Source organism: Sphingomonas sandaracina (genome assembly GCF_036663695.1).
Taxonomy (GTDB): domain Bacteria; phylum Pseudomonadota; class Alphaproteobacteria; order Sphingomonadales; family Sphingomonadaceae; genus Sphingomonas.
On the sequence record NZ_JAXOJK010000003.1, the window covers coordinates 442,603 to 468,108 of the forward strand.

24 protein-coding genes are annotated in these 25,506 nt (G+C 66.9%); 14 read left to right on the plus strand and 10 right to left on the minus strand.

Features of this window, described 5'->3' with window-relative positions; genetic code table 11:
- The first annotated feature begins 141 nt into the window (after positions 1-141).
- Positions 142-3,444 (plus strand): PAS-domain containing protein, encoded by a 3,303-nt coding sequence (locus tag U1707_RS11520; protein ID WP_332800200.1) that lies wholly within the window; start codon positions 142-144, stop codon positions 3,442-3,444.
- 159 nt (positions 3,445-3,603) lie between these two features.
- Here U1707_RS11520 and U1707_RS11525 read toward each other — a convergent pair whose 3' ends face one another.
- Positions 3,604-4,227, minus strand: a complete 624-nt coding sequence (locus U1707_RS11525) for a response regulator (RefSeq protein WP_332800201.1) — start codon at positions 4,225-4,227, stop codon at positions 3,604-3,606.
- Complete coding sequence (acs, locus tag U1707_RS11530; RefSeq protein ID WP_332800202.1) at positions 4,224-6,179, minus strand: acetate--CoA ligase; 1,956 nt, start codon at positions 6,177-6,179, stop codon at positions 4,224-4,226. The genes U1707_RS11525 and acs overlap by 4 nt, the downstream gene beginning before the upstream one ends.
- Before the next feature lie 154 nt (positions 6,180-6,333).
- On the opposite strand from acs, the gene U1707_RS11535 reads away from it, so the two are divergent.
- Complete coding sequence (locus U1707_RS11535; protein WP_332800203.1) at positions 6,334-7,782, plus strand: DcaP family trimeric outer membrane transporter; 1,449 nt, start codon at positions 6,334-6,336, stop codon at positions 7,780-7,782.
- Between the two features lie 50 nt (positions 7,783-7,832).
- Entirely contained in the window at positions 7,833-9,500 is a 1,668-nt protein-coding gene (locus U1707_RS11540) for an MFS transporter (protein ID WP_332800204.1), read from the plus strand.
- Positions 9,501-9,562: 62 nt separating this feature from the next.
- Here the strand turns inward: U1707_RS11540 and U1707_RS11545 are convergent, their stop codons facing one another.
- The 8 genes from U1707_RS11545 to U1707_RS11580 all read right to left on the minus strand — a co-directional run bounded on the left by U1707_RS11545 (position 9,563) and on the right by U1707_RS11580 (position 15,944).
- On the minus strand, positions 9,563-10,342 hold the full coding sequence (locus U1707_RS11545; RefSeq protein ID WP_332800205.1) for a FliA/WhiG family RNA polymerase sigma factor: 780 nt from the start codon (positions 10,340-10,342) through the stop codon (positions 9,563-9,565).
- Positions 10,339-12,426, minus strand: a complete 2,088-nt coding sequence (gene flhA, locus U1707_RS11550; protein ID WP_332800206.1) for a flagellar biosynthesis protein FlhA — start codon at positions 12,424-12,426, stop codon at positions 10,339-10,341. Before flhA ends, U1707_RS11545 begins: the two co-directional genes overlap by 4 nt.
- Before the next feature lie 3 nt (positions 12,427-12,429).
- Positions 12,430-13,287 carry a lytic transglycosylase domain-containing protein gene (locus tag U1707_RS11555; protein WP_332800207.1) on the minus strand — a complete coding sequence of 286 codons (858 nt, stop codon included), beginning with the start codon at positions 13,285-13,287 and terminating at the stop codon, positions 12,430-12,432.
- A gap of 208 nt (positions 13,288-13,495) precedes the next feature.
- Entirely contained in the window at positions 13,496-13,813 is a 318-nt protein-coding gene (locus tag U1707_RS11560) for a flagellar protein FlgN (RefSeq protein WP_332800208.1), read from the minus strand.
- On the minus strand, positions 13,800-14,123 hold the full coding sequence (gene flgM / locus U1707_RS11565; RefSeq protein WP_332800209.1) for a flagellar biosynthesis anti-sigma factor FlgM: 324 nt from the start codon (positions 14,121-14,123) through the stop codon (positions 13,800-13,802). Before flgM ends, U1707_RS11560 begins: the two co-directional genes overlap by 14 nt.
- Before the next feature lie 101 nt (positions 14,124-14,224).
- The gene (locus U1707_RS11570; RefSeq protein WP_332800210.1) at positions 14,225-14,719 is read right to left on the minus strand and encodes a flagella basal body P-ring formation protein FlgA; all 495 of its coding nucleotides are present in this window, start codon (positions 14,717-14,719) and stop codon (positions 14,225-14,227) included.
- A complete protein-coding gene (locus U1707_RS11575; protein ID WP_332800211.1) occupies positions 14,716-15,270 on the minus strand; it encodes an alpha-crystallin domain-containing protein in 555 nt (184 codons plus the stop codon). Before U1707_RS11575 ends, U1707_RS11570 begins: the two co-directional genes overlap by 4 nt.
- Positions 15,267-15,944, minus strand: a complete 678-nt coding sequence (locus U1707_RS11580; protein WP_332800212.1) for a motility protein A — start codon at positions 15,942-15,944, stop codon at positions 15,267-15,269. Before U1707_RS11580 ends, U1707_RS11575 begins: the two co-directional genes overlap by 4 nt.
- A 726-nt stretch (positions 15,945-16,670) precedes the next feature.
- Between U1707_RS11580 and U1707_RS11585 the strand changes: the two genes are divergently transcribed.
- From U1707_RS11585 to U1707_RS11635, 11 genes are read left to right on the plus strand one after another with little or no spacing between them, the layout of a single operon-like run.
- Positions 16,671-17,009, plus strand: a complete 339-nt coding sequence (locus tag U1707_RS11585; protein WP_332800213.1) for a flagellar basal body rod protein FlgB — start codon at positions 16,671-16,673, stop codon at positions 17,007-17,009.
- A gap of 18 nt (positions 17,010-17,027) precedes the next feature.
- Positions 17,028-17,423, plus strand: a complete 396-nt coding sequence (gene flgC / locus U1707_RS11590) for a flagellar basal body rod protein FlgC (protein ID WP_131587772.1) — start codon at positions 17,028-17,030, stop codon at positions 17,421-17,423.
- A 2-nt stretch (positions 17,424-17,425) separates the two neighbouring features.
- Positions 17,426-18,109 carry a flagellar hook assembly protein FlgD gene (locus tag U1707_RS11595; RefSeq protein WP_332800214.1) on the plus strand — a complete coding sequence of 228 codons (684 nt, stop codon included), beginning with the start codon at positions 17,426-17,428 and terminating at the stop codon, positions 18,107-18,109.
- A 31-nt stretch (positions 18,110-18,140) separates the two neighbouring features.
- Positions 18,141-19,421, plus strand: coding sequence for a flagellar hook protein FlgE (locus U1707_RS11600; RefSeq protein WP_332800215.1), 1,281 nt, complete (start codon positions 18,141-18,143; stop codon positions 19,419-19,421).
- A 25-nt stretch (positions 19,422-19,446) separates the two neighbouring features.
- A complete protein-coding gene (flgF, locus tag U1707_RS11605) occupies positions 19,447-20,199 on the plus strand; it encodes a flagellar basal-body rod protein FlgF (protein WP_332800216.1) in 753 nt (250 codons plus the stop codon).
- 13 nt (positions 20,200-20,212) lie between these two features.
- On the plus strand, positions 20,213-21,001 hold the full coding sequence (flgG, locus tag U1707_RS11610; protein WP_332800217.1) for a flagellar basal-body rod protein FlgG: 789 nt from the start codon (positions 20,213-20,215) through the stop codon (positions 20,999-21,001).
- Between the two features lie 2 nt (positions 21,002-21,003).
- Positions 21,004-21,750, plus strand: a complete 747-nt coding sequence (locus U1707_RS11615) for a flagellar basal body L-ring protein FlgH (RefSeq protein WP_332800218.1) — start codon at positions 21,004-21,006, stop codon at positions 21,748-21,750.
- Between the two features lie 10 nt (positions 21,751-21,760).
- The gene (locus tag U1707_RS11620) at positions 21,761-22,852 is read left to right on the plus strand and encodes a flagellar basal body P-ring protein FlgI (RefSeq protein ID WP_332800219.1); all 1,092 of its coding nucleotides are present in this window, start codon (positions 21,761-21,763) and stop codon (positions 22,850-22,852) included.
- On the plus strand, positions 22,849-23,178 hold the full coding sequence (locus tag U1707_RS11625; RefSeq protein ID WP_332800220.1) for a rod-binding protein: 330 nt from the start codon (positions 22,849-22,851) through the stop codon (positions 23,176-23,178). The genes U1707_RS11620 and U1707_RS11625 overlap by 4 nt, the downstream gene beginning before the upstream one ends.
- A gap of 5 nt (positions 23,179-23,183) precedes the next feature.
- Complete coding sequence (flgK, locus tag U1707_RS11630; protein WP_332800221.1) at positions 23,184-24,530, plus strand: flagellar hook-associated protein FlgK; 1,347 nt, start codon at positions 23,184-23,186, stop codon at positions 24,528-24,530.
- Positions 24,531-24,535: 5 nt separating this feature from the next.
- Positions 24,536-25,456: a flagellin N-terminal helical domain-containing protein gene (locus U1707_RS11635; RefSeq protein ID WP_332800222.1), complete on the plus strand. Its 921-nt coding sequence runs from the start codon at positions 24,536-24,538 to the stop codon at positions 25,454-25,456.
- Positions 25,457-25,506: the final 50 nt, after the last annotated feature.

Consider the following 25,506-nt stretch of genomic DNA (forward strand, 5'->3'; position numbering starts at 1 on the left):
CAAGCGCAGGGCGAACGCGTACGCTGAGACGCGCAAGACGATTTCGGGCAGGACGATTTCGAGCAGGACGAATTCGGGCAGATTGGGAGCCGGGCCATAAGCGGGCCACATGTCATCTTTGCCATCATCGCCTATTGCGCGGTGTTGTTCGGCATCGCCTGGATCGTCGACCGGCGCGGATTGTCGCCGCGGCTCGGGCGGATCGCCTATCCGCTGTCGCTTGCGGTCTATTGCAGCAGCTGGACGTTTTTCGGCGGCGTCGGCACCGCGGCAACGCGCGGCTGGGATTATCTCGCAATCTATCTCGGCCCGGCGCTGGTGTTCCTGTTGGCACCGACGTTCCTGACGCGGTTGGTGAAGCTGGCCCGCGACGAGGGATCGAGTTCGATCGCCGACTTCATCTCGGCGCGGTACGGGCGCAGTCGCGGCACGGCGGCGATCGTGGCCGGCACCGCGCTGTTGGCGTCGATACCGTATATCGCGCTGCAACTACGCTCGGTCACGCTGAGCTTCGGCGCGATCGCGGGGTATGAGAGTTCATCGCTGGCCGGGACGTTCGTCGCCGCGCTGTTGGCCGGGTTCGCGATCCTGTTCGGCACCCGGCGGTTCGAAGTCGCGCGGCGCAATCCCGGCGTGGTGGCGGCCATCGCCGCGGAATCGCTGATCAAGCTCGTGTGTTTCGTCGTGCTGAGCGGCGTCACCATCCATCTGCTGACGACGCTGGAACCGGTGGCGCTGGCACCGTCGCTCGCAAAGCTGGCCGATGGCTTCACCTGGCAGGCGCTGACCTCCGACTTCTGGGTCCGTACATTCTTGTCGGCGATGGCGATCGTCTGTCTGCCGCGGCAATTCTACATCGGCGTGGTGGAGGCGGACGGACCAGATGCGGTCGCGCACGCACGCTGGCCATTCATCGCCTATCTGGTCGCGATCTCGCTGCTCGTCCTGCCACTCGCGCTGGCGGGGATGACCATCCTGCCGACCTCGGCGCTGCCCGATCTGTACGTCCTGAGCGTGCCGCTGAGTCAGGGGCATCAGTTGGTCGCACTGCTCGCCTTTCTCGGCGGGTTCTCTGCGGCGACCGCGATGGTGGTGGTCGAGACGATCGCGCTGTCGACGATGGCGACCAACGACCTGCTTGCGCCGGCCCTGTTGCGGCGGCGGACCGACGGACGCGAGGGCGATCTCGGCCGTCGCCTGTTGTTCGTGCGGCGGATCATCATCGTCGCGATTATCGCCGCTGCATTGTTGTACGGGCGAAACGTCAAGCCGGACCTGTCGCTCGCGTCGATCGGCCTGATCGCGTTTGCCGGGGTCGCGCAGTTCGCCCCCGCGCTGATCGCGACGGTGGGCTGGGGCTTTGCCGACCATGATGCGGCGCGCCGAGGATTGCTGGGCGGGGTCGTCGTCTGGCTCTATTGCCTGTTGCTGCCGTCGATCGCGGACGGCGTCGGGCCGGCGATGGCGCATGCGACCTATGGCTGGCTCGATCCCGACGCGTTGCTGGGGTGGCGGATCGGATCGCCTTTGGTCAACGGCACGGTATCGAGCCTGGCGGTCAACATCGCGCTGATGGCCGGGCCCTACGCGATGAAGCGCTATCGCGGCCATAGCGCGCTGGATCACGTGGCGACGATCGGCGAGTTGCAGATGCTGGTCGCGCGGTTCGTCGGCGAGGCCGAGTCGCCCGAAGCGCTGGAGGGGGCGTGGCGCGACCCCGACGCGCCGATCGATGGCCCCGCCGCGCGCTCCGCCGAGCGTCTGATCGCCGGCGTCATCGGCGCACCGTCGGCCCGCAAGATCGTCGCATCCAGCATCGCGGGGTCGGCGATGGACGTCAGCGACGTGGTCGGCCTGCTCGACCAGCGCGGGCGTTCGCTGCGCTTCTCGCGCACGTTGCTGTCGGCGACGCTGGAGACGATCGACCCCGGCGTCAGCGTGATCGACGCGAACCTGAGGCTGGTCGCGTGGAATCCCCGCTATGTCGAGATGTTCGACTATCCCGAGGGGTATGTCGTCGTCGGCCGCTCGATTGCCGACCTGATCCGCTACAACGCCGAGCGCGACGGCCGGGGCACCGGCGACATCGAAGCGCATGTCGCGCGGCGAATAGGGCATTTGTCGCGCGGGACGCCGCATAGTTTCGAGCGGCAACGGCCGTCCGGGCGCTGGATCAAGATGGTCGGGCGGCCCATGCCGGGTGGGGGATACGTCCAGAGCTTCACCGATATCACCGCTGAAAAGGAGGCGCAGGCCGATCTCGAGGCGCGGGTGGCGGCGCGGACGCAGGACCTGGCGCAGTCGAACCACATGCTGAATGAGGCGCGCGCGGTGGCCGAGACCGCGACCCGCGACAAGACGCGCTTCCTGGCGGCGGCGAGCCATGACCTGTTGCAGCCGCTGCACGCCGCGCGACTGTTCTGCGCGGCGCTCGACGAGGATCTTGATGAGGACAGGGCACCGCATCAGGGCGAGCTGGTGCGCGCGATCGATGGCGCGATCGGATCGGCGGACACTTTGCTGCGCGCGTTGCTCGACGTGTCGCGGCTCGATGCCGGGGGCGTGGTGCCGAAGGTCGAGCGGTTTGCGCTCGGCGCGCTGATCGACGAACTGGTAATGCAGTTCCGGCCGTTGGCGGCCGAGCGGGGACTGGTGCTGGCGTCGCATGCGGGGGCGTTCAGCGTGGCGACCGATCGGTCCTTGTTGCGCTCGATTCTGCAGAATTTCCTGTCGAACGCCGTGCGGTACTCGGCGGATGGGCGGATCTGGATCGGCGCGCGGCGAAGGGGCGACGACGTGCTGATCGAGGTGCGCGACAACGGGCCGGGGATCGCCGCGGCCGACCGCGAGCGGATCTTCGAGGAGTTCGAGCGGCTGGAAAGCAAGGGCAGCGCGGGCGGTGGCGTCGGGCTGGGGCTGGCGATCGTCCGGCGGATCGCGCGGCTGCTCGGCGCGGCGGTGGAGTTGCGGTCGGCGCCGGGGCGGGGGACGACGTTTGCGGTGCGTGTGCCGCTTGCGCCCGCCGGGCTCGACGTACCGCTGCCGACACCCTCGGCGACGCGCGCGCTGGTGCCCGGGTTGCGGGTTCTGTGCCTCGACGATGATGCGACGATCCTCGCGGCGCTCGACGCGGCGTTGCGTGCACGGCGGTGCGTGCCGTTGCTGGCGGCGACGATCGCCGAGGCGATGGACCTGGCGGCGGACGAGGAGCCGGACGTGGCGCTGGTCGACTATCATCTGGAGGCGGCAGAGGACGGACTCGACGTGGTCGCGCGGTTGCGGGCGATGAACCCGGCCCCGGCGATTGCGCTGGTGACGGCCGACCGTGAGGTTGCGGACGATCCGCGCTGTGTTGGGCTAGTGGTGCTGACGAAGCCGGTGGTGCCGGCGGATTTGTGGCGGTTCATCGAGGAGGCTTCGGCGGCGGCGGCGCGGGGGAGCTGAGCCTCCTAAATCCCCCCCCGGCGGTGGGGATCAAGAGGGGCACGGACATACGCCGTCATCCTGACGAAAGTCAGGACCCAGAGCCACGGTCGGGGTGGGTGGTATCCTGGGTCCTGACTTTCGTCAGGATGACGTTGGGGAGGGGCAGGCCGTGCGCGCCTAATCCGCGAAGTGAATGTCCATCGCGCGCGCCGCGAGTACGGCTTGCGTGCGGTTCTGAACGCCGAGTTTGCGGAGGATGGCGGTCATGTGACCCTTTACCGTGCCTTCGGAGATGCCGAGGTCGAACGCCACCTGCTTGTTGAGGCGGCCGGCTAGCACGCCGAGCAGGACCTTCAGTTCGGTCGGGGTGAGGCTCGCGACGCGCTCGGCGATGGCATCGACGGGCGCGCCGTCGATCGGCGCGTCGCGTTCGCCCGCCAGTGCACGGGCTACGGCGTTTTCGAGGGTGGCGAGATCGGCGGTCTTGGAGACGAAGCCGATCGCGCCATACGCCCGCGCCCGCGGTGCCGCTTCGGCTTCGTCGGCCGAGGAGATGACGAGGATCGGCGTGTCGGGGCGTTCGGCGTGGAGCAATGCGACGCCTGCAAAGCCTTCCGAGCCCGGCATGCGCAGGTCTAGCAGGATCAGGTCGAGGCGCGCCGCCGTCCGCGCCGCCTCGACCGCCTCGCCGAGCTGTCCGGCCTCGATCACCAGCGCATCGGGCGCGGCGCGGGTGACCGCCAGCTTGAGTGCCTGGCGGAACAGCGGGTGGTCGTCGGCGATGAGGATCGTGCGCGTCATGCCGGGAGGGGAACGGCCTCCTCGCGCCCGGCGATCAAGGCGTCGACGACCGCAGGATCGGCGAGCGTCGAGGTGTCGCCGAGCTGGTCGAGCTGGTTCTCGGCGATTTTCCGCAGGATGCGGCGCATGATCTTGCCCGAGCGCGTCTTGGGCAGGGCGGGTGCGAACTGGAGGATGTCGGGGGTCGCGATCGGGCCGATCTCGCGGCGGACCCATTGCACGAGTTCCTTGCGCAGGTCCTCGCTCGGTTCAGCGTTCGCGTTGAGCGTGACGTACGCGTAGATGCCCTGGCCCTTTACGTCGTGCGGCATGCCGACGACCGCGGCTTCGGCGACCTTCGAATGCGCCACGAGTGCGCTCTCGACCTCGGCGGTGCCCATGCGGTGGCCGCTGACGTTGATGACGTCGTCGACGCGGCCGGTGATCCAGTAATAGCCGTCCTCGTCGCGGCGGCAGCCGTCGCCGGTGAAATACTTGCCGGGGTAGGTCGAGAAATACGTCTGGAAGAAGCGATCGTGATCGTTCCACACGGTCCGCATCTGGCCCGGCCAGCTGTCGGCGATGACGAGGTTGCCCTCGACTGCGCCGTCGAGGACATTGCCGTCCGCATCGACCAGTTCGGGGACCACGCCGAACAGGGGCTTGGTCGCGCTGCCGGGTTTCAGCGCGGTGGCGCCGGGCAGTGGCGAGATCATGTGGCCGCCGGTCTCGGTCTGCCACCAGGTGTCGACGATCGGGCAGCGACCTTCGCCGACGACAGTGTGATACCAGTTCCACGCCTCGGGATTGATCGGTTCGCCGACCGAGCCGAGCAGGCGCAGCGACTTGCGGCTGGTGCGCGTGACCCAGTCGTCGCCCTCGCGCATCAGCGAACGCAGCGCGGTCGGCGCGGTGTAGAGGATGTTGACCTGGTATTTGTCGACGATCTGCCAGAAGCGGCTGTGATCGGGATAGTTGGGCACGCCCTCGAACATCACGGTCGTCGCGCCGTTGGCGAGCGCGCCGTACAGCGAATAGGTGTGGCCGGTGACCCAGCCGACATCGGCAGCGCACCAGAAGATCTCGCCGGGGCGGTAGTTGAAGACGTATTCGTGCGTCATCGACGCCCAGACCAGATAGCCGCCGGTCGAGTGCAGCACGCCCTTGGGCTGGCCGGTCGAGCCGCTGGTATAGAGGATGAACAGCGGGTCCTCGGCATTCATCGGCTTGGGTGCGCAGTCGGTCGACTGGCCCTCGACGCAGTCCGTATACCAGCAGTCGCGGCCTTCGGTCATCGTCACCGTCCCGCCAGTGCGACGGACGACGATGACGGCGTCGACCGAGACGCCGTCCTGGGTCAGCGCGGCGTCGACATTGGCCTTGAGCGGCACGGTCTTGCCACCGCGCAAGCCTTCGTCGGCGGTGATGACGATGCGGCTGTCGCAATCGTGGATGCGGTTGCCGAGACTCTCGGGCGAGAAGCCGCCGAACACGACCGAGTGGATCGCGCCGATCCGCGCGCAGGCGAGCATCGCGAACGCCGCCTCGGGGATCATCGGCAGGTAGATGGTGACGCGGTCGCCTTTCTTGACGCCCTTGGCCTTCAGCGCGTTGCCGAGCTTCGACACTTCGTCGCGCAGTTCGGCATAGCTGATCTTGCGATCGTCGGCGGGGTTGTCGCCTTCCCACAGGAGGGCGATCGCGTCGGGGCGGGCGTCGGCGTGGCGATCGACGCAGTTGGCGGCGACGTTCAGCTGGCCGTCCTCGAACCAGCGGATGTGGAAGTCGGCCTCGTCGAACGAGGTGTCCTTGATCTTGGTCGGCGGCACGATCCAGTCGAGGCGCTTGGCCTCCTTCGCCCAGAACGCGTCGGGATCGGTCGCGGCCTCGGCATACATCCGGTCGTAGGCGGCGGCGTCGATCAGGGCATCCTTTGCCCATGCCGCGGGGACGGGATAGCTGGCCTCGGTCATCTGGCTCTCCTTTTGCCGCGCTGTACGCGGTCACGGTCGGGCGATCATCCCTAACCAAAGTAAGGGATGGACGCGGGTGTGCAATGCGCCATGATCACGAGGCTTATTCCACGCGCAAGACCAGTGGAAAAGCGCGGAGACGGGGATGACACGGATGGCGTTCAGGACGCGACTGGCCTTGACGGCCCTGCTCGCGAGCACCGCACTGATACCGGGTATGGCGCAGGCGCAGACGGCGCGCGAGGTCGAGCTCGAAACACGGCTGAAGGCGCTCGAAGCGGCCGTGCAGGATCTGCGCGGCGAGTTGACCGCGGCGCGCGCGACGGCTGCGGCGCCGGTTGCCCCGACTTCCATGAACGCGTCTCCGATGACCGCCAATCCCATGACCGCGTCTTCGATGAGCGCGGCATCCGAGTCGCCGGGCCGATCGCCCGGCGCGACCAATGTGGCCCAGGCCAAGCCTGTTGCGACAAAGTCTGCACCGACCGACGGTTTTCGCGTCGGCAACACCACGGTCAAGCTGGGCGGCTTCGTCCGCCTCAACGCTATCGCCAGCCGTTATAGCGATGGCGAGGCCGCGGTCGGCGGGCTGGGCAAGGAGTTCTTCCTGCCGCAGCAGATTCCGGTCGGCGGCGGGTTCTCCACACAGGATCTGCTGCTCTCCGCGCGCCAGACCCGCCTGCAGTTCAGCACGGCGACCCCAATGAACGGCACCGACATCAAGACACTGGTGGAGTTCGATTTTGCGCTCGCGACGGCGCCGGTCGGTGCGCAGCGCGCGACCAATCCCTACACGCCCACCTTCCGCCGTGGCTTCATCGAATATGGCAACCTGTTGGTCGGGCAGGAATGGTCGACCTTCCAGAACATCGCCGTGCTGCCGGAGACGACGGATTTCGTCGGTCCGCTGGACGGCACCGTGTTCAACCGCCAGGCCCAGGTCCGCTACTCCATCCCGTTGCGATCCGGGCTGACGTTGCAGATCGCGGCCGAGAATCCCGAAACGGAAACCGCACTGCCGGGCAACGCGGCGCTGGTCGACACGGATGACGACCGCCTGCCCGACGTGGTGGCACGGATGAACTGGAAGCCGAAATTCGGCGATTTCGCGCTGGCCGGCATCGCCCGCGAGCTGCGCACCGATACGCTGGGCAGCGGCGATACCGCCTTCGGGTGGGGCGTTTCCGGGTCCGGCAAGATTCCTATCGGCAAGCGCCACGACCTGCGCTTCATGGCGACTTACGGGCAAGGCATCGGCCGGTACCTGGGATTGGGATACGTGCCCGACGCGATCTATGGCGGCGCCGCCACCCAGCTCGAGCGGATCGACAATTTCGCGGGCTTCGCGGCGCTGCGCATCGGCTGGACCGATGCGATCCACTCGACGGTCATGGGCAGTTACCAATCGGCCAATTATCCGGCCGGCGTGATCGTCACGGGGTTGGCCAATGCCAAGTCCTATGGCGGCGCTGGCAACCTGTTCTGGTCGCCGGGCAAGGGCTTCGACATCGGCGTGGAATATCGCCACGCCGTCCGCGAGCTGGTTTCGGGTGACACCGGCGCGCTCGACCGCCTCGAATTCGCATTCAAATACGGGTTCTGACTGCGCAACGCTCCAGGATCCCCACCCAACCCATCTGAGAGGATACCGCCATGGCGACGACAACCGGGGACGCATCGCCCCTTGGTCACGTGAAGCAGAGCCAGCCGTTGATCATCATCGCATCCTCCTTGGGTGCGGTGTTCGAATGGTATGATTTCTATCTCTACGGCCTGCTCGCGACGATTATCACCGCGCAGTTTTTCTCGGGCGTCAACGAGACGACCGGGTTCATCTTCGCGCTCGCGGCGTTCGCGGCCGGGTTTGCGGTGCGGCCGTTCGGCGCGCTGGTGTTCGGGCGGATCGGCGATGTCGTCGGGCGCAAGAACACGTTCCTCGTGACGATGGCGATCATGGGCCTGTCGACGTTCCTGGTCGGCCTGCTGCCGAGCTACGCGTCGGTCGGCGTCGCAGCGCCGATCGCGCTGGTGGTATTGCGCCTGTTGCAGGGCCTCGCGCTCGGCGGCGAATATGGCGGTGCCGCGACCTATGTCGCCGAGCACGCGCCGGACAAAAAGCGCGGGCTGTTCACCAGCTTCATCCAGACCACTGCATCGCTCGGCCTGTTCGCTGCGCTGCTGATGGTGATCGGTGTACGGACGCTGGTCGGCGAAGAGGCGTTCGCGTCGTGGGGCTGGCGTATCCCGTTCATCGTCTCGATCGCGTTGCTCGCGGTGTCGCTCTGGATCCGCATGCAGCTCGAAGAGAGCCCGGTGTTCCAGAAGATGAAGGACGAGGGTAAGACGTCGAAGGCGCCGCTGACCGAAGCGTTCGGGCAGTGGAGCAACCTGAAGATCGTGCTGATCGCGCTGTTCGGTGCGGTCGTCGGCCAAGGCGTCGTGTTCTACACCAGCCAGTTCTACGCGTTGTTCTTCCTCGAGAAGAACCTGCGCGTCGACGGACCGACCACCAACATCCTGATCGCGATCGCGCTGTTGATCGCGACGCCGGCGTTCATCTTCTTCGGCTGGCTGTCGGACAAGATCGGTCGGAAATACATCATCCTGACCGGCTGTGCGCTCGCCGCGCTGACGTACATGCCGCTGTTCCATGCATTGTCGAAGGCCGCCAACCCGGCGCTCTACGCAGCACAGGCCAATTCGCCGGTCAGCGTCGTCGCCAACCCCGAGGAATGCTCGGTCCAGTTCGATCCGGTCGGCAAGAACAAGTTCGACAGCAGCTCGTGCGACATCGCCAAGTCGTATCTGGCGAAGGCCGGGATCTCGTACACGAACGTCGTCGCACCCGCGGGCACGGTCGCGCAGATCCATATCGGTGGCACGACCATTCCGGTCGTCGATCCAGCCGTCGTCACCGGTCCCGACCGTGCCGCGGCGATCAAGGCGTTCGGGACCGAGGTAAAGACCGCCCTCACCGCAGTCGGCTACCCCGAAAAGGCGGACCCGGCGCAGATCAACAAGCCGATGGTCGTCGCGATCCTCGTCCTGCTCGTGCTGTACGTGACGATGGTCTACGGACCGATCGCGGCGCTGCTGGTCGAGCTGTTCCCGACGAAGATCCGCTACACGTCGATGTCGCTGCCCTATCATATCGGCAATGGCTGGTTCGGCGGGTTCCTGCCCACCGCGGCGTTCGCGATGGTCGCGGCGACCGGGGATATCTATTACGGCCTGTGGTACCCGATCCTTGCCTGTGCAGTGACCGCGCTGGTCGGCCTCGTGTTCCTGCCGGAGACGTTCCGCCGGTCGCTCCATAGCTGACCGAGGTCGGCCCGGAACCCGAAGGGCGCCGAACGCGTCCACGGGTTCCGGGCCGAACTATGTCAGATCTGACGGGCGAGGGCCTTCTTCAACTTTGCGTGTGCGGACGCCTTGATCTGGCAGACGCGCGCCGAGCCGATGCCGAAGACTTCGCCGATCTCCTCGAGGTTCAGTTCCTCGACGTAATAGAGCTGGATCACCTGGGCTTCACGTTCCGGCAAGGCGGTGATCGCCCTGATCAACGCGTCGCGCATGTCACTGTCGGCGAGCTGTTCGAACGCGTCCGGGGTGTCGTCTGCGAACCACGGCAGGTCGTCGGCGTACATCTCGTCGATCGAGTCGAAGCGGATCGCGTCGGCGGTGACGTAGTCGGCGCGCAGTTTCTCGATCGTGACGCCGATATGCTGCGCGATCATGTCTTCTCCTGGGGCTTTCCCCGTGCGGGCAGTCAACGTCGAGATCGCCTCGGCGTACTGGCGACGACGACGCATCGCGCCTCGCGTCGACGTCGCCTGGCGGCGCAGTTCGTCGATCATGCTGCCGCGCAGCCGGGTGATCAGATAGGTCTTGAACGGCATGCCGCGCTCGTCGAAATTCGCGGCGGCCTCGACCAGCGCGACCAGGCCGACCTGGATCAAATCCTCGACCTCGACGCTGCTGCTCATGCTGCCGTGAACGTGCCAGGCGATGCGGCGGACGAGGGGGAGATGCTGCTTCACCAACTGGTCCGCGTCGCCGCCGGGGCGTTGGTGCGGGCGGTAGGTGAGCGGCTGGCCTGTAAAGGGCTGCCCGGTGAGGGGTTGGGCATCGGCGAAGGCGCCGCGCATCGGGAGCGCGCTCATGCGGCCAGCGCCTGTTGCCCAAAGTTTCCGACTTGCGCCGGCTGGGACGCACCGATGACCGCGACGACCTCGACGGCCTTCTCCTCGGGTACTTCAAAGAACGAGAGCACGGGCGTATCGGGCAGGCACGTCCGCACCAGCTTGCGGACGGCGATGCGGATCGTGGGCTGGACGACCAGCGCGAACGGCTTTGCCTCGGCGATCAGCGGTTCGGCGGCGCGTTGCAGCGCCTCGACGATGCGGCGGCCGAGATCGGGTTCGATGACGTGGCGGCGCGATTGATCGGCGCGCATCGCCTGGCCGAGCAGACCTTCCAATTGACCCTCCAACGTCATGACGCGCAGCGGTTCGCGCACGCCGCACAGTTTCTGGATGATGAGCGCGCCGAGCTCGGGACGGATCGTCTCGATGATCTCTTCGGCGTCTTGCGTGCGCTGCGCGGCGACCGCGATCGCGCCGGCGATGCGGCGAAATTCCTTGAGGGGCACGTTCTCCGCGAGCAGACCTTTCAGTACCTGCGTCAGCGTCGTGATCGGCAACGGTGTGAGCGCGGCGACGAGCTGCGCAGCGCGCTCCTTGAGACCGTCGAGCAGCGCCTGCACTTCGTCCTGGCCGAGCAGCTCGGCCGCGTTCTGGCCGAGCAGGTGATTTAGGTGCGTCGCCATCACGGTGCCGGGATCGACCACGAGATAGCCGGCACCGGTCGCGGCATCGGCATCGCCTGCATCGACCCAGGTCGCGTCGAGCCCGAAGGTCGGGTCCTTGACCTTCTTGCCGAACAGGTCGCCGAACGCCTGCCCCGTATCGAGCGCGAGCATCTCGTCGGGCGACACGGTGTCCTCGCCGACGACGACGCCGTTGACGAGGATGCGGTAGACGTAGGGGGCGAGGTTGATGTCGTCGCGGACGCGGACCTGCGGCACGACAAAGCCGAGTTCCTTCGACAGCTGGCGGCGGACGCCGGTGATGCGGCCCATCAGCGGCGAGCCGCGACGCTCGTCGGCGAGCGGCACCAGGCCGTAGCCGATGTCGAGATTGACCTGCATGCCGTCGGTGACTTCCTCCCAGCCGATCTTCGACTGGTCGATCGTCTCGACCGGGACGACGACGACGGGGGCAGGGCGACGCTCGATCTGGCGGAGCTTCCACGCGGCGAACCCGGCGATGGCCGCGGCGGGCAGGATGACCATGTGCGGCATGCCGGGCAGGATGCCGAGCAGTGCGAGGATGACCGCGACGGGGGTCCAGGTGCGGGGCGAGCCGAACTGGCCGCCGATCTGGCCAGCGAGATCCTTGTCGGAGGTGACGCGCGTGACGATCGAGGCGGCGGCGATCGATAGCATCAGCGACGGCAGCTGCGCGACCAGCGCGTCGCCGATCGCGAGCAGGATGTAGTTGTGCGCGGCGTCGGCGATCGTCATGCCGTGGCTGATCGGCCCGAGGATCAGGCCGCCGATGATGTTGGCGGCGAGGATCAGCATGGCCGCGACCGCATCGCCCTTCACGAACTTCGACGAGCCGTCCATCGAGCCGTAGAAGTCGGCTTCGGTGGAGACTTCGACGCGGCGGGCTTTCGCTTCGTCGGGTGTGATGAGGCCGGCGTTCAAGTCGGCGTCGATAGCCATCTGCTTGCCGGGCAGCGCGTCGAGCGTGAAGCGCGCGCTGACTTCGGAGACGCGGCCGGCGCCCTTGGTGACGACGATCATGTTGATGATCATGAGGATCGCGAAGACGAAGATGCCGACGACGTAATCGCCGCCGATCAGGAACGTGCCGAACGCCTCGATGACGTGGCCGGCGGCAGCTTCGCCTTCGTGGCCGTGGACTAGCACGATGCGGGTCGATGCGACGTTGAGGCCGAGGCGGAACAGCGTGGCGAACAGCAGCACGGTCGGGAAGGCGGAGAAATCGAGCGGCTTCTGCGCGTTCAAGGCGACCATCAGCACGGCGAGGCTGATCGCGATGTTCGCGACGAAGAAGATGTCGAGCATGAATGCCGGGATCGGCACGACCATGACGAGCACGAGCAGCAGGATCGCAAGCGGCAGGACGGACGCCCTGGCGTTGGAAAGGATGCGGTTCATGGCTTAGCCGCCCAACCGTGCGAGCATCATGTACGCGAGCCGTGCGGTGTCGGGCGTCGGGCGCAGGACGTTTACCGCCGTTTGCGTCGCCTTGCCCGAGAACCTGTTCATGGCCGTGCCCATTGCCGATTGCGCCCAGGCGAGCGCGTCGTCGGCGCTCTCGTTGGCGCCGGTGATGACCGTGCTGCCGTCCATGTCGAGGGCTTGCGCGGCGTAGCGGGTGGGCGTTGCGGTCGCGCTGGCACCGACGGCTGCACCGCCGAGCTTGTCGGCGAACCGGTCGTAGATCGCCGACAGGGTGCGCGGCTGATTGTGGGAATCGTAGAAGACGTTGTGGTTGGCGCGCGCCGCGGCGGGGAACAGCGCGGCGCCGCTCGCCTGAGGGTTGCCCTGCATCGTCTTCAGGAACTTGGTCGCGCCGCCCAGGCCCATGAAATGCGCCATGTAGAGGTCGGTACCGGACGTCGGGCGATTCAGCGTGCCTTCGAGCGAGGCCTTGTTGTCCGACGCATATTCGGCGGCCATCAGCGAGGCGGCATTGGGATCGTTGCGCAGCGCGAGGATCGCCGCCTTGGTGCCGGCATCGCCGACCGACAGGCGCCCGCTCGACGACTGGCCGATGCTGTTCGCGGCCCACGCCATGCCGTGCTCGGCGCCATGCTTCTTGACGACCGAGAGCCAGCTCTGTTCGATGAACTGATAGAGGCCGGATGCGCTCGACGTGCCGGCCTTGGCGTTGGCGTTGAGCCCGCTCTCGAGCTTCGCCTGGCCCAGCAGATAGTCGAAATCCACGCCCGTCTTGCTGCTTGCAAGCGCGATCGCGGACTGGATCCGGCCGGTAGTGATAGGATTGACGGTCATGCCCGTGTGCGGTGCCCCTGGTTCAGGGGGTGATCAGCAAGGGGCGTGCCAGTTTTGGGTATTTGGTTCCCGTAACGCCGTCATCCTGACGAATAACGCCGTCATCCTGACGAAAGTCAGGATCCAGAGCCACGTAGTGTCGCCCTCTGTTACCCTGGATCCTGACTTTCGTCAGGATGACGGAGATGGGGAGGGGTAAGCGCGCTGCTTAAGCGTACGCCGCCCTGAGCCCTGGCCGATACCCGGCAACGGCACCGTCACCGGTCAGGGTTTGCAGGCGGCGGCGGACATTTGCCGCCATCAGGTTGGTGTAGATGCGGCAGGTCTCGTTCAGCCGGTTCGCCTCGTCGGCGAGCTCGCGGATCTCGGTGCCTGCAGGCGTCGTGCCGAGCAACGCGACCTGTTCGATCCCGGCGAGCTTGTCAGCGGTCGCGCGCTCGAGGCTGGCGACGTCGTTCGACTTCAGCGCGGCGATCTCGGCATGCAGCGCGTCGATCACGCGGATCAGGGCATCACGCCGTTTCATTGGAATTCCAGGCCAGGCTGAGCGCCATCAGCCGATCGGCGATGGTCGCGGGAAGGATGGGAAAAGTGCCGGCGGCGATCGCCTTCTTGATCTCGGCGACGCGGGTCGCGTTGATCGGCGGCGACGACGCCATCGACCTGGCGAGCGCGATCGACTCCGGCAGTGCCGACGCCTGAGGCTGAGGCTGAGCCGGGGCTTGGGCCTGCGCCTGCACCGGGGTCTGCACGATCATTGCCGGCGTCGCGGCGGCGACGCGCGTGACGGAGCGTTCTCCGGCTACTGACGGCTTCGCGCCGATAGGGTCCACCATGTCCGCATCCTTTGGTTTGCGCTGACATCTGGAGGAACGACCGCACCGCGAAAACCTTTAGCGAAATTAATCAATGCGCCGAATTTTAGTTGGATCGGGCTTTAGTTCGACCAACCGGGCAGCGTCGCGCGCCCCTGTTCGACGGCGATCGCCTGGACCGGCGTGCGGGTGTCGTCGACCTTGACCATGAACCGGCCGCCGGGGGCGGCATCGCCCATCGCGACGCCCTCGCGGCTGATCGAGAAACCCTCGGTGCCGGCCTCGATCACGATCGGATCGCCGCGCTTGATGACGGGCGGGACCTTGGCCAGGGGCGCGAACGACGCGGCGATCGCGGCGGGCGCGGTGGCCGGGCGGATCACCGGCACGAAAATACGCCATGCCGGTCCTGCGCACGAGACGACGACCGCGTCATGCTGTTCGGAGCGCCACGACAGCGAGACGGTCGGGCAGGTCGCAAGCCGCAAGCGCGCGTCGACCGGCGTGCGGGCGCCGCCCTCGGCACCCGTCGGCCGGCCGGTGAAGGCGGCGACAGAGGCGTCGAGGGTGGCGGTGTCCTGGAAGCTGGCGGCGACCAGCAGGAGGGGAAGAATCATGGCATGGTCCTCATGGGGGCAATCTTCGGCATGGAAGCAGCCTTCTGCGGCTCGCCGACGAAGGCGAGGGAGACGATGGCGGCGCGGCGGCCGGGTTTGGTCGTGGTGACGATCGTCACGCGCGACGGCGCGACCGCCGAGAGCGCGGCGGCGACCGTGCGGGCGCGGTCGGCGGCGAGGATCGCGGCGCTGCCGGTGGTGGGGTCGACGTCGGCGGGGGTACCGTCGGTCGAGCCGGTGACGGTCAGCATCACGCGGGGATCGCGCCCGGCCTCGCGCGCCCAGGCGACGAGCGCGCCGGGGCTGGTCGGCATGATCGCCGAGCCGGGTGCGAAATCGAGCATGCCGGCGGCGGCCACCGGCATCGGCGTCGGTTCGGTAACGCTCGCGCCGAAGCCCTTGCGGATGCCCTTCGCCAGATCGCGTGCGCCGAGGTGCTGGCTTGCCTGGACGAGCACGAGGAAGCCGACGAGCAGCAGCGCGAGATCGGCGAGCGTCATCAGCCACAGCGGTTTGCCGGGCGGCGTTTCGGGATAGTCGCTCGCGGTCATGCCGCCGAGACCGTTGGGACCAATGTCGGAACGGGTGCGACGTAGCCGCGCGGCGTTTCGCGCTCGGCGAGTGCCACCAGCGGCGCTTCGATCCGGGCGCGTTCGAACGCTTCGGTGCGGCCCTGCGCGCGTAGGCGGTTGGCGATCGGCATGAACACCAGATTGGCGAGCAGCGCACCATACAGCGTCGCGAGCAGCGCGACGGCCATCGCGCCGCCGATCGCGTCGGGGTTGTTCATCGTCGCGAACATCTGCGCCAGGCCGATCAGCGTGCCGACCATGCCCATCGCTGGTGCGACGTCGGCGGCACCGGCCCAGACGTCGGCGGCGGCGACGTGACGCTCGATCCGCGCACGACGACGATGCTGGACGAGCGCTGCCACGCTGCCTGCCGTGCCGCCATCGACGATCGCGGCGATGCCGGCGGCGACGTCATTGTCGGTGATAACCGAGCGATCGAGCGCCATCACCCCGTGCCGCTTGGCGATCCGTGCGAGTGCGGTGATCTGCTGGAGCAACGGGTCGGCGTCGAACCGGCCCCGACCGAGCGTCGTGACCGCGACGAACGCGCGGCCGAGGTCGCGGGCCGGCGTGCGCAGGACGACGGCGAGTGCCGTGCCGCCGCCGACGATGGCGAGCGCGACGGGATCGAACAGGAGGTCGGGCGTGATCATATGCGCGACCTCTGCAAGGTGTGGGCCAGTTTGGGGGTGGGCGGCGCTGTCTTGTGGCGTGGGGAAGGGTGGGGCGGATTGTGCGGCTGTTTTGTCCGCCAAGCGGCCCACCCACCCCCGGCCCCTCCCTTCACGAGGGAGGGGGGGGAAGTAAGGGTGATCTGTTTTCCTGCCCGCTTCGCATACTCCGCATGAATACCTCCCTGGCGGAGGCCGGGGTCCAGTTGGGGGAAGTCGCTAACTGAGGGGGTGCGCGGTTACTGCGACCTTTCCAATTGGGCCCCGGCCTTCGCCGGGGTGGTGCTATTGTTTGTAGGGCGCGTCTGAGAGGGATGATGAGTGGGGGAGCGGGGTGACTCCCCGTTGTTCTCTCGCGAAGGCGGGAGGCCAGGCTCGGTGCCCGCCTTCGTGGGGAAACATGGGGCGGCGCGGGATGTGCGCCGGAACCTGGCTCCCCTCCCTCGTGAAGGGAGGGGCTGGGGGTGGGTGGGCTGCATGGCTCGCCGCCGTGCTCGCCAAGTTCCCGCTAACCCCTTCAATCTAGGTGAGCCGCAAAGCGGCAACGGCGTTGCCGGTCGCCGCTGCCGCACCGGCAAGGCGTTGCCGTTCGGGCTGCCGCGGGCTTGCCGCTGCCCGGCAATCGGACATCCTCCACTCACCGCACGGGAATTGGCACGGCCATTGCTTAGGTCTGTTTGCGCAACGGTTGCGCCAGGAGACGGGTCTGTGTCAGGCGACACGCTTTTCGGAGTTCATGGGGCGGCACTCGAGGTGCGCTCGCAGCGCATGGGCGTGCTGGCGTCGAACATCGCCAATGCATCGACGCCCGGCTTCAAGGCGCGCGACATCGATTTCAATGCGGCGCTCGCGTCGGTCGAGAACGACGGCAGCACCAGCGCGGCGACCAAATATCGCGTAGCGACGCAGACCTCGCTCGACGGCAACACCGTCGAGCTGAGCCATGAGCAGACCGCGTTTGCCGAGAACGCCGTCCAGTATCAGACGACGCTGTCGTTCCTGAACGGGCGGATCAGTCAGGTCACCCGCGCGCTGAAGGGGGAATAAGACGTGTCCAACCAGCCCATGACGATCTTCCAGGTGGCCGGCCGCGCGATGTCCGCGCAGCTCGTCCGGATGAACGCCACTGCGTCCAACCTCGCCAATGCGGGCGGCACGACCGGATCCGCCGAGACCGCCTACAAGTCGATGCGGCCGGTGTTCCGCACCAGCTTCGACGCCGCCAGCGGCATGTCGACGGTCGACGTCGAACGTGTCGTCACCGCGGGCGAGGCGCCGACCAAGCGCTACGATCCCGACAATCCGATGGCCGACAAGGACGGCAACATCTTCGAGGCGTCGGTCGATGAAACCCGCGAGATGGTCGACATGATGGAGACCGCGCGCAGCTACCAGAACAACGTCGAAGTGATGAACACGGCAAAGTCGCTCATCATCGATACCCTCAAGCTAGGCCGCTGATCATGGCGACATCTTTCGATACCACGCTGAACAGTCTCGGCATCGCGCGCACCTCGACGGCCACCGCCAAGACGGCAACCGCGACGGGCTCGTCGAACCTCGACCAGTCCGATTTCCTGAAGCTGATGACCGCGCAGATGCAGAACCAGGACCCGTTCAACCCGGTCGACAACACCCAGATGGTCGCGCAAATGGCGCAGATCTCGACCACCTCGGGCATCTCCGAGATGAATTCGACGATGAAGGCGATCGCCGACAAGCTCGGCGTCACCAGCACCAGCGAAGCGCTCGGCTATGTCGGCAAGACTGTGCTGACCGAAGGCAACACCGCCTATGGCCGTACCGGCGGCGGGATCGCCGGATCGGTCGAGCTGGCCGCCGCCGTGTCCGGCGTCAACGTGACGATCAGCGATGCGAACGGCGTGGCGTTGAAGACGATGGCGCTGGGGCCGCAGGCCAAGGGCACGGTCGGCTATGACTGGAACGGCAAGGATGCGTCCGGGGCCGATGCCGGCAACGGCCCCTTCACGATCAGCGTCGCAGCGCAGAGCGGCGGCGCCTCGGTCGCCGCGACCAGCCTGGTCTGGGCGCCGGTCCAGTCGGTTTCGACCACCACCGGTTCCGCAATCCTCACTCTCCCCGGCATCGGCGAAGTGCCGGTCAGCGCCGTCCGCCAGATCGGCTGATCGCACCCCCTAATCTCAAGGAGTTCACCGCATGTCTTTCTATACCTCGCTCTCCGGTCTCCAGGCTTCGCAGGCCGAAATGGCGACGATCTCGCACAACCTTGCAAACGTCTCGACGAACGGCTTCAAGAAGAGCCGCACCGATTTCGCCGACGTGATCGCATCGAGCGTCTCGGTTGCACCGGCGCAGCAGGTCGGTTCGGGCGTCATGGTTAAGGGCAACCGCCAGCAGTTCGGGCAGGGCAACCTGCTCCAGTCGGCCAACGCGCTCGACCTCGCCGTGTCGGGCGACGGCTTCTTCGCGGTCAAGCCCGATCCGAGCTCGGCGAGCGTCAACTATACGCGCAACGGCTCGTTCCTGGTCGACGCCAACAACAACGTGACCGATGCGAACGGCAACTTCCTGCAAGTGTATCCGGTCGACGGTTCGGGCAACGTCATCCAGGCGAGCATGAACACGCTGCAGAACCTGACGCTGCCCGCGACCAGCGGCACGCTGAAGGCGACGCAGGACGTCAAGCTGGGCGTCAACCTGAACGCCAACACCGCGATGCCGGCAACCGCGACGTTCAACCGCCTCGACGTATCGTCCTACAATCAGGCGACGACGACCTCGGTCTACGATGCGCAGGGCAATCCGATGGCGATGACGAGCTATTACGTCCGCGACACGGCGCCGGTCGCGACCACCCCCGGAGGCACCGCCGACCTGTCGTCGACATGGTCGGTCTACAGCTTCGTCGGCGACAAGCCGATGCAGGTCGGCGCCGCCAAGAGCGTGCAGCTTCAGTTCGGCAGCACCGGGCAGTTGACCACCCCGACGACCAAGACCACGTTCGACGCATTCGCGCCGGGCAGCGGCTCCGCCCAGTCGATCAGCCTCGATCTGACCGCAAGCAGCCAGACCGCGGCGCCGTTCAAGGTCGCCTCGCAGACGCAGGACGGCCTTGCGGTCGGCCAGTTGCAGGGCGTGACGGTCGACGATGCCGGCATCGTGAAGGCGAGCTTTTCGAACGGCGACGTCAAGGCGCTGGGCCAGGTGGCACTCGTCAACTTCTCGAACCCGTCGGGTCTGCGCCAGCTCGGCGACAGCGGCTGGGCATCGACCGGCGTCTCGGGCAGCCCGATCGCGGGATCGGCCGGTCAGCGTGGCCTCGGCAACCTGACGTCGGGGATGATCGAACGGTCGAACGTCGACATCACCGAGGAGCTGGTCAACCTGATCGCGGCACAGCGCAATTTCCAGGCGAATTCCAAGGCCCTGGATACCGCCAGCCAGATTTCGCAGACCATTTTCAACATCCGCAGCTAACCGAACAGCGCGCAGGGGACCCTGAATGGACAAGCTGGTCTACACCGCGGCATCGGGCCTGCGTGCGCACATGGCGGCGCAGGCGGCGATCGCCAACAACATGGCGAACGCATCGACGACCGGATTCCGCGCCGATCGCGTGGTGTTCGACCGGATGACCCTGAAGGGCGACGGCACCACGCTGGAGGCGCGTGCGCCGACCTCGGAAGAGGTGACCGACGCCGACCGCTCGCCGGGCGCGATCCAGCTAACCGGCCGGCCGCTCGACGTCGCGATCACCGGCACCACCGCGTGGCTGGCGGTACAGGCGTCCGACGGATCGGAAGCCTATACGCGGCGGGGTGACCTGGAGGTCGCGCCATCGGGTGTGCTCCAGACCGGCGACGGGCATCCGGTGATCGGCTCGGGGGGGCCGATCACCCTGCCGCCCTACCAGTCGCTGTCGATCGCCGGCGACGGGACGATCTCGATCGTGCCGCAGGGTGGCGATGCGAAGAACCCGCAGGTCATCGACAAGCTGAAGCTAGCCGACACCAAGGGGTCGGACACGGTCAAGGGGCTCGACAACCTGCTGCGTGTGCGGGGCGGGGGCACGCTGCCCGAAGATCTCGATGCCAAGGTACAGGGCGGCGCGATCGAAGGATCGAACGTCAACATGACGCAGGCTCTGGTCGACATGATCGAGAACCAGCGCAGTTACGAAGTCCAGGCGAACATGTTGAAGTCCGCCAAGGACATGGATGAAAGCGGCGCATCCGTGATGCGCCTGCCGAGCTAGAAGGAACCGACGAATGTCATCCGCAGCCATGCATATCGCGCGCACCGGGCTCGACGCCCAGGACATGCGCATGCGCGTCATCTCGAACAATCTCGCCAACGTGAACACGACGGGGTTCAAGAAGGACCGCGCCGCGTTCGAGACGCTCGCCTATCAGGTCGTGACGACGCCGGGCTCGCAGAGCACGTCCGAGACCAAATACGCGACCGGCCTCAACCTGGGCACCGGCGTCAAGATCCAGGGCACCGCGCGCATCGATACGCAGGGCGCGATGCAGACGACGGGCAACAGCCTGGACCTCGCGCTCGATGGTGACGGCTATTTCCAGGTGCAGATGCCCGGCGGTACGCTCGGCTATACGCGTTCGGGCAATTTCTCGCGCTCGGCGGAAGGCTTGCTGGTCACCAGCGAAGGCTATCAGGTGCAGCCCGGCATCACCGTGCCCGAGGGTACGACCGCAATCACGATCGGGTCCGACGGCACCGTGTCGGCGACCGTCCCCGGCCAGACCGAAGCGACGCAGCTCGGCCAGATCCAGGTCGCGAACTTCCCCAACGGCGCAGGCCTGCAGGCGACCGGTGACAATTACCTGGTCGAGACGGCGGCCAGCGGCGCGGCCAATGTCGGCGTGGCCGGGCAGGACGGTCGCGGCAACATCAAGCAAGGCATGCTCGAGGCATCCAACGTCAACGTCGTCGAGGAACTCGTCGACATGATCGAGACGCAGCGCGCGTACGAGGTCAATTCCAAGATGATCTCGGCGACCGACGACATGCTCAAATACGTCAACCAGAACATCTGATCATGACATCCAAGGCTTCCACGACGCTTCGCCTCGGCGCGTCGCACATCGGTTCGCACTGGGCGGAGATCACGCTGGTGGCGATCGCCGGTGCGCTGGCCGTCGCCGGGTTCAGTCCTTCGCCGGCCCATGCCGGCCTGTTCGGCAAGAAGGCGCCGCCCGAGGATTTCTCGGTCGCGCGGCCTGTATCGGTCGTGCCGGTGCCGGTGATGGCGACCGGCTCGATCTTCCAGGCGCAGGACGGCTATGCGGCGCTCTACGAGGGCTGGCGTGCGCGGAAGGTCGGCGATCCGCTGACGATCGTGCTGGTCGAGCGGACCGCCGCGTCGAAGTCGTCGGGGTCCAAGCTCGACAGCAATGGCGGCGCGAGCATCACGCCGCCGACTACCGGTGCGCTGAACCTGTTCAACAAGAGCGATGCGGCGATCAGCGGCGGACGCAATTTCAACGGCACCGGCGCGGCCGACCAGGCGAACTCGCTGTCGGGCGAGGTCAGCGTGACGGTGGCGCAGGTCTATCCCAACGGGACGATGCTGGTGCAGGGGCAGAAGCGCGTGACGCTCAATCGCGGCGACGAGTTCCTGAAGATCAAGGGACTGGTCCGCACCGCCGACGTCGATGCGAACAACCGCGTGCTGTCGACGCGCGTGGCCGATGCGCAGATCTCGTACACCGGCAAGGGCGACGTCGCCCGCGCCGGCCGCCAGGGGTGGCTCGGCCGCTTCTTCTCCGTCGTCAGCCCCTTCTAAGGCCGTGACCATGCGCTTCCTGCTCGCCCTCCTCGCATCGCTCCTGATCGCCGCGCCGGCCTCGGCCGACCGGATCAAGGATCTGGGCGGGTTCCAGGGTATCCGTTCGAACCAGCTGACCGGTTATGGCATCGTCGTCGGCCTGCCCGGCACGGGCGACGACAATCTCGAATACACCGTGCAGTCGCTGAAGGCGGTCGCGTCGCGGTTCGGCCTGCAGCTGCCGCCGTCCGCGAATCCGGGGATGAAGAACGCGGCGGTGGTGATGATCACCGCCGAACTGCCGCCGTTCGCGAAGCCCGGCCAGCGTTTGGACATCACCGTCGCGTCGATGGGCAAGGCGAAGTCGCTCCGCGGTGGCAGCCTGATCATGACCCCGCTGCTCGGTGCCGATAACCAGATCTACGCGATGGCGCAGGGCAACCTTGCGGTCGGCGGCCTGGGTGCGGAAGGTGCGGACGGGTCGAAGATCGTCGTCAACGTGCCCTCGACCGGGCGCATTCCCGAGGGGGCGACCGTCGAACGGGCGGTGGCGACCGGGTTCGACAGCGCGCCGATGCTCACCTTCAACCTCGCGCGTGCCGATTTCACCACCGCGCAGAACGTCGCGGGAGCGATCAATTCCAAGCTCGGTTTCGGCAGTGCGCAGGCGATCGACGCGGTGTCGGTCGCGGTGCGTGCGCCGATCGGTGCCGATATCCGCGCCACCCTGATGTCGACGATCGAGAATCTCGCCGTCGTGTCTGCCGAGCCGTCCGCCAAGGTGATCGTCAATGCGCGCACCGGGACGGTCGTCATCAATTCTGCGGTGCGCGTGGGTCCTGCGGCGATCACGCACGGCAAGATGACGGTACGGATCGACGAGAAGCCGCAGGTCAGCCAGCCTGCGCCGTTCAGCCAGGGCCAGACCGCGATCGTCCCGAACAGCCGCGTCGCGGTCGAGGAGGAGCGTCGCCCGATGTTCCTGCTCGCGCCCGGCCCCAAGCTTGCCGACATCGTCAAGGCGGTCAACGCGATCGGCGCATCGCCGGCCGATCTGGTCGCGATCCTCGAGGCGTTGAAGGAAGCCGGCGCGCTCAAGGCCGAGTTGATCGTCCTGTGAGCCCGCTCAACGCACCCGCCGCGCCGACGACTGCCGCGACCACCGGCATCTCGACTGACACGAGCCGGCTCAAGTCCAAGGACAATCTCGACAAGGCCGGCGAGAAGTTCGAGGCGGTGTTCACCGGCATGATGCTGAAGAGCATGCGGCAGGCCAAGCTTGCCGATCCGCTGTTCAGTTCGAAGGCTATCGACACCTTTACCGACATGCAGGACGGGCTGATCGCCAAGTCGATGGCCGAGCACACGCCGCTCGGCATCGGCAAGGCGATGACCGATTTTCTCAGCAAATCTCAATCGGATATTAACCCGGCCGCGCCAGACTAGCCGACATGAGCGATCTCCTCTCGATCGGCGCTTCGGGCGTGCGCGCGTATCAGACCGCGTTGTCCACGGTGTCGGAGAACATCGCGAACACCGGCACCGCGGGCTATACGCGGCGGACGACCACGCTCGGCGAAGTGTCGTCGATCAGCGGCGGGGTCAATTCGCGGATCTCGTCGACCGGTAGTTGGGTGACGATCCTCGGTATCGGTCGCAGCGCCGACGCGTATCGGTCGCAAGCGGTCCGCAGCGCCGGCACCGACCTGGCGAAGACCGCAACCAGCATCACATGGATGAGCCGGATCGAATCGTCGCTGGGCGACAACAAGCTCGGCGACCGGCTCACCAAGTTCTTCGGCGCGGCGCAGACATTGTCCGCCGACCCGACCTCGATCCCCGCGCGTGCAGTCATGCTCGAGTCGGCGGGCAGCGCGGCGGCCGCGTTTGCGACCACCGGCAAGGCGCTCGACACCGCGACCGCGGAACTCGAGGCCTCGACGTCGCAGGCGGTCGATTCGCTCAATTCGCTCGGTGTCGCGCTCGCCAAGGTCAACGACGGTATCGCCCGGTCGCAGCCGGGATCGTCGAGTGCGGCGCAGCTCGCCGACCAGCGCGACCGAGTGCTCGAACAGATGAGTACGCTCACCGACGTGACTACGGCGTTCGACGAACTCGGGCGTGCGACGGTGCGGCTCGGTGGTCCGTCCGGACCCGCGTTCGTCGTCGGTAACGATAGCGGCCAGGTGTCGTTCGCCCGCAACGACGAAGGCGCGATGGCGTTCACGGTCGCGCGCGGAGGCGTCACCTCCACGGTGTCGCCCTCGGGCGGGGCGCTCGCCGGGTTCGTCGACGGCGCGCAGCGGCTCGCGACGGCACGCGAGGGGCTGAACGCGATCGCCAGCGACTTTACCGCGCAGGTCAATGCGGTCCAGATGCAGGGGCGCGATCTCGACGGCAAGGCCGGTGCCGCGCTGTTCGCGACCGGCGATACGCCGACCGACATTTCCGTCGTGCTGGCCGACCCCCGCGGCATCGCCGCCGCCGGCGCGAACGGCAGCATGCGCGACGCGTCGAACCTGGCGGCGTTGCAGGGCGTCCGATCGAGCGGCGGCTTCGAAACGCGCACCGTAAACCTGATCGCCGGCAATGCCGCCGCACTCGAACAGCGCACGACCGTTGCCGATGCGCAGAGCGCGATCCGCGACGGCGCGGTCAGCGCGCTGGCGTCTGCGTCCGGCGTCGATCTGGATAACGAAGCGGTCGACCTGTTGCGCTTCCAGCAAGCCTATCAGGCGTCGAGCCGGGTGATCCAGACTGCGCGCGACACGTTCCAGTCCATCCTCGAGATCCGGTAACGCCCATGCAGATCTCGACGAGCCTCTTTTACGACCGGTCGGCGGCGACCATGACGTCGCTCGCCAGCAAGGCGGACGCGCTGCAGACCCAGATTGCGACCACCAAGCGGTTTTCCGCGCCGTCGCAGGACAGCGTCGCGTATCAGCGGCTGGCCGGACTGGCGCGCGATACCGCGAACGACAAGGCCTATGCCGCGAACCTGGGCACTGCCGAATCGATCCTGAAGCAGGGCGATACCAGTCTCAGCGCGATGTCGGACCAGTTGCAGAGCGCGACGACGCTGGTGACGCAGGCGAAGAACGGGACGCTCAGCGCACTGGATCGCAAGGCGATCGGCGCGCAGATCGCCGGGATCGTCGCCTCGCTGACCAACATCGCCAACGCCAAGGATGCGCGCGGACAGGCGCTGTTCGGCGGCGCGGACGGCGCGGCGGCAGTCGCGACCGATGGCAGCTATGCGCTTGCGGCAAAGCCGGTGTCGGGGATCCCGATCGGCGACGGCCAGAGCGTGCAGGCGAACGAGACCGCCGCGCGAATCTTTACGGTCGGCGGCAAGACCAAGGCCGATGGCAGTATCGACGGCGGCACCAACACGCTGGCGATGCTGTCGGCGATCGCGACTGCGCTGCAATCGGACGATTTCAAGGCAAGCTCGCTCGACACGTCGCTGGCCGATATCAGCGCGGCGTCCGATCAGGTGTCGACCGTACAGGCGTCGCTCGGCGCGCGCGCGGTGCGAGTCGATCTGGAGAGTTCGCGGCTGACCGACGTCGCGGCGGACCGCGAGGCGACGCGATCGGGGCTCGAGGATACCGATATCACCAGCACAGTCATCGAACTGCAGAAGACGATGACCATCCTGTCGGCCACGCAGGCGAGCTTCACCAAGCTGTCGGGGTTGTCCTTGTTCGATTATCTTCGCTGATCTGCGTGTCCGGTAACCGGATGGCTACGAAATCCGGTTAACTCTCTGGC

Coding starts and splice junctions, on each gene's coding strand:
- flhA (WP_332800206.1), bottom strand. CDS start 12,426: ATGAACCGCATCCTTTCCAACGCCAGGGCGTCCGTCCTGCCGCTTGCG.
- U1707_RS11560 (WP_332800208.1), bottom strand. CDS start 13,813: ATGAAACGGCGTGATGCCCTGATCCGCGTGATCGACGCGCTGCATGCC.
- flgM (WP_332800209.1), bottom strand. CDS start 14,123: ATGGTGGACCCTATCGGCGCGAAGCCGTCAGTAGCCGGAGAACGCTCC.
- flgF (WP_332800216.1), top strand. CDS start 19,447: ATGGACAAGCTGGTCTACACCGCGGCATCGGGCCTGCGTGCGCACATG.
- U1707_RS11525 (WP_332800201.1), bottom strand. CDS start 4,227: ATGACGCGCACGATCCTCATCGCCGACGACCACCCGCTGTTCCGCCAG.
- U1707_RS11600 (WP_332800215.1), top strand. CDS start 18,141: ATGTCTTTCTATACCTCGCTCTCCGGTCTCCAGGCTTCGCAGGCCGAA.
- U1707_RS11535 (WP_332800203.1), top strand. CDS start 6,334: ATGGCGTTCAGGACGCGACTGGCCTTGACGGCCCTGCTCGCGAGCACC.
- U1707_RS11580 (WP_332800212.1), bottom strand. CDS start 15,944: ATGATCACGCCCGACCTCCTGTTCGATCCCGTCGCGCTCGCCATCGTC.
- U1707_RS11555 (WP_332800207.1), bottom strand. CDS start 13,287: ATGACCGTCAATCCTATCACTACCGGCCGGATCCAGTCCGCGATCGCG.
- U1707_RS11595 (WP_332800214.1), top strand. CDS start 17,426: ATGGCGACATCTTTCGATACCACGCTGAACAGTCTCGGCATCGCGCGC.
- U1707_RS11620 (WP_332800219.1), top strand. CDS start 21,761: ATGCGCTTCCTGCTCGCCCTCCTCGCATCGCTCCTGATCGCCGCGCCG.
- U1707_RS11615 (WP_332800218.1), top strand. CDS start 21,004: ATGACATCCAAGGCTTCCACGACGCTTCGCCTCGGCGCGTCGCACATC.
- flgK (WP_332800221.1), top strand. CDS start 23,184: ATGAGCGATCTCCTCTCGATCGGCGCTTCGGGCGTGCGCGCGTATCAG.
- U1707_RS11570 (WP_332800210.1), bottom strand. CDS start 14,719: ATGATTCTTCCCCTCCTGCTGGTCGCCGCCAGCTTCCAGGACACCGCC.
- acs (WP_332800202.1), bottom strand. CDS start 6,179: ATGACCGAGGCCAGCTATCCCGTCCCCGCGGCATGGGCAAAGGATGCC.
- U1707_RS11635 (WP_332800222.1), top strand. CDS start 24,536: ATGCAGATCTCGACGAGCCTCTTTTACGACCGGTCGGCGGCGACCATG.
- U1707_RS11575 (WP_332800211.1), bottom strand. CDS start 15,270: ATGACCGCGAGCGACTATCCCGAAACGCCGCCCGGCAAACCGCTGTGG.
- flgG (WP_332800217.1), top strand. CDS start 20,213: ATGTCATCCGCAGCCATGCATATCGCGCGCACCGGGCTCGACGCCCAG.
- flgC (WP_131587772.1), top strand. CDS start 17,028: ATGACGATCTTCCAGGTGGCCGGCCGCGCGATGTCCGCGCAGCTCGTC.
- U1707_RS11540 (WP_332800204.1), top strand. CDS start 7,833: ATGGCGACGACAACCGGGGACGCATCGCCCCTTGGTCACGTGAAGCAG.
- U1707_RS11545 (WP_332800205.1), bottom strand. CDS start 10,342: ATGAGCGCGCTCCCGATGCGCGGCGCCTTCGCCGATGCCCAACCCCTC.